At 71.5% G+C, this 4,065-nt stretch carries 4 protein-coding genes; 1 reads left to right on the forward strand and 3 read right to left on the reverse strand.

Annotated features, from left to right (window positions below):
• The 3 genes from D452_RS0117010 to D452_RS0117020 form a co-directional block, all read right to left on the reverse strand.
• On the reverse strand, window positions 1-1,276 hold a 1,276-nt coding region (locus tag D452_RS0117010), incomplete at its 3' end, for a glutamate synthase-related protein (protein ID WP_017545352.1).
• A gap of 165 nt (window positions 1,277-1,441) precedes the next feature.
• Window positions 1,442-2,269 (reverse strand): peptidoglycan recognition protein family protein, encoded by an 828-nt coding sequence (locus D452_RS0117015; protein ID WP_026129405.1) that lies wholly within the window; start codon window positions 2,267-2,269, stop codon window positions 1,442-1,444.
• A gap of 204 nt (window positions 2,270-2,473) precedes the next feature.
• On the reverse strand, window positions 2,474-3,403 hold the full coding sequence (locus D452_RS0117020) for an alpha/beta hydrolase (RefSeq protein WP_017545354.1): 930 nt from the start codon (window positions 3,401-3,403) through the stop codon (window positions 2,474-2,476).
• Window positions 3,404-3,818: 415 nt separating this feature from the next.
• Here D452_RS0117020 and D452_RS0117025 point away from each other — a divergent pair.
• A partial coding sequence (locus D452_RS0117025; protein ID WP_017545355.1) for a nitroreductase/quinone reductase family protein occupies window positions 3,819-4,065 on the forward strand: 247 nt, incomplete at its 3' end.

Raw genomic sequence — 4,065 nt, forward strand, 5'->3', positions numbered from 1 at the left:
CACGGGCCAGCGCGGGGATGGTCGGCACCGAGATGTTCTCGCGGAACAGCAGGGGAGCGGCCCCGGTGCCACCGCCCCGGCCGTCCAGGATCACGTAGTCCACCCCGATCCGGAGCGCCGCGTCCAGGTCGCGTTCGATGTGCTGCGCGGACAGTTTGAACCCGATGGGGATGCCCCCGGTGGCCTCACGGACCTCGGCGGCCACCCGGCGGAAGTCGGCGACGGAGACGAGGTCCGGGAAGCGGGCCGGGGAGATCGCCGTCCGCCCCTCCGGGAGTTCACGCACCTCGGCGATGCGCCCGCTCACCTTGTCGCCCGGCAGGTGCCCGCCGGTCCCGGTCTTGGCGGCCTGGCCGCCCTTGAAGTGGAAGGCCTGGCAGCGCGCGACCCTGTCCATCGAGTAGCCGAAGCGCGCCGAGGCGAGTTCGTAGAAGTACCGGCCGTTGGCCTCCTGCTCTTCAGGGAGCATCCCGCCCTCACCGGAGCAGATGCCGGTGCCCGCCAGCTCGGCGCCCATGGACAGCGCGGTCTTGGCCTCGGCGGAGAGCGCCCCGAAGCTCATGTCCGAGACCAGGAGCGGGATGTCCAGGACCAGGGGACGGCGGGCGTTGGGGCCGATCACCACGCTGGTTCCCACCGGATCGTCGTCGAGCAGCGGGGGCGTGTGGAGCTCGGCCGTGACGATCTGGAGGTCGTCCCAGGAGGGGAGTTCGTGGCGGGGAACACCCATCGCCGCCACCTCGCCGTGGTGGCCCACCCGGGAGAGCCCCTCCTCGGCCAGCTGGTGGATGCGGTCGTTGAACGGTTCGTCCGGGGTTCCCGTGAAGTCGGCGTAGGAACCCTGGTAGGCGGAGCGGTCGTAGTTCTGCGGGTGGTCCCGTTCCCAGGCGCGGATCTCGTCCTCGTCGACCCGCACCGCGCCGTCCTCCACCCAGGCCTGGAACCTCTCCAGGTCCTCGCCCTCGTAGTACAGGTTGACGCCGCTGCGCGCGTCGTAGACGGAGCCGTGGACACCGCAGACCAGACGGTTGTCGTCCTCGACGGTGGCGTCGGACATGAGCGCGCCCCGGTGCTGGCAGCGCCCGTACAGGACCCGTACCTCGTCCCCGGCGCCGGCGGTCTCGGGACCGGGGGCTCTGGAGCCGGTGGATTCGGCCTCGGGAGCCACGGAGGCCGCTGGCAGACGGATCACGGCCAGGTCCACGTTGGAGACCCGCGCGTGGGCGGGGCGGAGCGGTTCGAGGTCGTCCCAGTCGGCTACCTTCGTCGGCCGCATTCCGTGCTCCTCGGGTCGTCGCCGCCAGCGCGGGCTCACCGCGCGGGCAGGGGTCACGGCAGATTGTATTGACCAGATCACTCTCCGCGTTCGACGACATGCCTGGTGGGCGCCGTGGGAGGGGTGAGAGCGACAACGAACGGGGTGGTGTCCTCTCCGTGGACGTCAGCGCGAGAAGTCGTCCGGGCCCCGGAGCGGGCCGTGGTAGAACTCGTGGTCGGGCTCGTCGTCGGGGACCGGCGGGAAGGTCGGCCCGTTCTCGGTCGTCGCGGGGGCGGCGGCGACGGGGATGCCCTGGGCCCGCATGGTCGAGGCGACCCTGTTGCGCAGCTCGGGGAGCATGGAGTACAGCACGTCTCCGGGGCAGGCGGTGGCGTTGAAGTCCCGGTGTCCGCGGATCGCGCTGCCCGGGTTGAGGCCGTACGCCCCGCACAGCCAGGCCAGGGTGTCGACCAGCGTGTTCGTCAGGGCCTGGGTCGGGCCCTGGGTCATGTAGGTGCCCTCGTTCTCGATGCCGATGCACGTGCTGTTGTTGTTCGCCACGTGCGTGCCCACCACGTGCTGGCGGGCCGCGATCGACTCGGGGGTGCGGTCGCGTCCCTCCATGAGGAAGCCGCCACGGCTGATGGTGAGCTGCTGACCGGTGTCGATCCAGCCGTTGCTGTCCATGTGGTAGTTCTGGATCGACTTGGACAGGTTCAGGGCGTGGTCGAGCGTGTAGTTCGTGCTGTTGGCCGTCGCGGTGTGGTGGACCACGATGTACTGCGGCGGAGTGGCCAGGACCTGGATGGGGCTGCTCGGCGGACGCGCGTTCCAGGCGCCGCGCCAGTACAGTTCGGGCGCTGCCTGGGCGGCGGGGTCGACGGTCTCGGCGGAGGCGCCACCGGCGCCCAGGGCGCCGAGGGACCCGCCGAGGACCGCGGCTCCCGAGGTGAGGGCCGCCGTCCTCAGGAGTGCGCGTCTGTCCATTCCGGAGTGGGGGATAGGCGTCATGGCCGTCCTTCGTGTTCGGCGTGGTTACTTGCCAGTTAATGAAAAACACGAAAGCCGGTCGCGCGCAAAGGGTGAAACGAGGAATTCTGTTGACCGGGACCGGCCAGCAGAATTCACGAAAAGCCCCCTGTGGCGCCATCATTCAATGATGTATCGAGTCCCTTTGGAAGCGGATGTTCGCCGGAACGGCGGTTTCGGAGGTGCTCACCCGAAGGCCGCGCGCAGCACCGCGACCTGTTCGCGGCGGAACTCCCGGACCACCTCCGCGTGCGGAAGGTACGTGTCGAACCCGTGGAAGGCCCCCGGGACCACGGTCGTCGCGCAGGGAACACCCGCCTCGCGGAGTCGTCCGGCGTAGGCGAGGTCCTCGTCGTGGAACAGGTCCAGCGTGCCCACCCCGATCCAGGCCGGGGGCAGCCCGGACAGGTCGTCGCGACGGGCCGGAGCCGCGTAGGGGGAGATCCCCGTGTCCCCGGGGTCGGTACCGAGATACGCCCCCCAGGCGAACCGGTTGCTGGCCACCGACCACATGCGCACGTCGAGTCCCTCCAGGTCGGCGCGCAGCGCGGTGCGGTCGTCGAGCATCGGGTAGACGAGCAGCTGGAACAGGGGGCGGGGACCGCCCCGGTCCAGGCTCATCTGGGCCAGTGCGGCCGTGACTCCGCCGCCCGCGCTGGCCCCGCCGATCGCGACGCGGTCGGGGTCGATCCCCAGCGGCCCGGCCTGTTCGACCATCCAGGACAGCGCCGCGAGAGCGTCCTCGACCGGTGCGGGGGCGGTGTGCTGGGGCGCCTTGCGGTAGCGGAGCGCGACCACGGTGGCGCCCAGCTCGCGGGCGAACTCGATGCTGCCCTTCTCGTCCTGGATCGGGCTGCCGAACAGGTAGCCGCCGCCGTGGCTCCACAGCAACGCGGGTGAGGGGCCCTCCAGTGACCGTGGCCGGTAGACCCGGAGGTCGAGCGGCGGCGCGCCCTCGGGCCCCGGTGCGGTGTGCTCCTCGATGAGGAGGTCGGAGGGTGCCCGGACCGGCCGCATGCGTTCGGTGAGCCGCCGTGCCAGCTGTGCCGTGCGCGGGCCGAAGGTCGGCGTCGGCAGGAATCGGGCAGCGGACAGGTCGGGGTGCAGCTGGGGCATCGGGTTCCTCGGGTGATGGGGGAGAGGTGAGGGAACGGCGGCGGGGCCCGAACGGCCGGGAGAACCGGGCGTTGGTGCCGAGGCCCTTGGTCCGGGTATCGGCGTGTTCCTTCGTAGGAGGAACTCCGCCGGGCACGGCGGAGTTCCCGTGCCCGACGGACATCACACCAGTTGGGAGCGTGTTACCACCGGTCGGGGTGGACGTTGGCCCCTCAGCGGGGGCGGGGGTGCCTGAGCAGGACCGCCACCGGGACACTTCGCGCGGGACGCCGGACGGACGCTCACCGATGCCCCCAGCACCGACCGCGCCGCGCCCAGCCCGCGCGATCCCACCACCACGGGGTCGACCGGACCGCTCGGCCCGTGGTCCGCACGGGGTCTCCCGAATCCGGCGGCAGGCGCCTACGATGCGGACATGGGCCTGTTCACACCGCTCGCCGTACGTATCGGGGCCCTCCCGTGGTTGCCCCGGCTCCTCCCCCAGATCACCTGGCTCGACCGGAGGCTGCACCGCCTCAGCCGAGGGCGCCTCGGACTGCTCGACCTGGCCGGGTTGCCCAACACCGTGCTCACCGTCAAGGGCCGCAAGAGCGGACGGCCGCGCACCACGCCCCTGCTGTGCGTCCCCGACGGCCCGGACCGGCTGGGGGGCGGGTCGTCCT

The organism is Nocardiopsis prasina DSM 43845, assembly GCF_000341265.1.
Lineage (GTDB): Bacteria > Actinomycetota > Actinomycetes > Streptosporangiales > Streptosporangiaceae > Nocardiopsis > Nocardiopsis prasina.

Coding starts and splice junctions, on each gene's coding strand:
- D452_RS0117020 (WP_017545354.1), bottom strand. CDS start 3,403: ATGCCCCAGCTGCACCCCGACCTGTCCGCTGCCCGATTCCTGCCGACG.
- D452_RS0117015 (WP_026129405.1), bottom strand. CDS start 2,269: ATGACGCCTATCCCCCACTCCGGAATGGACAGACGCGCACTCCTGAGG.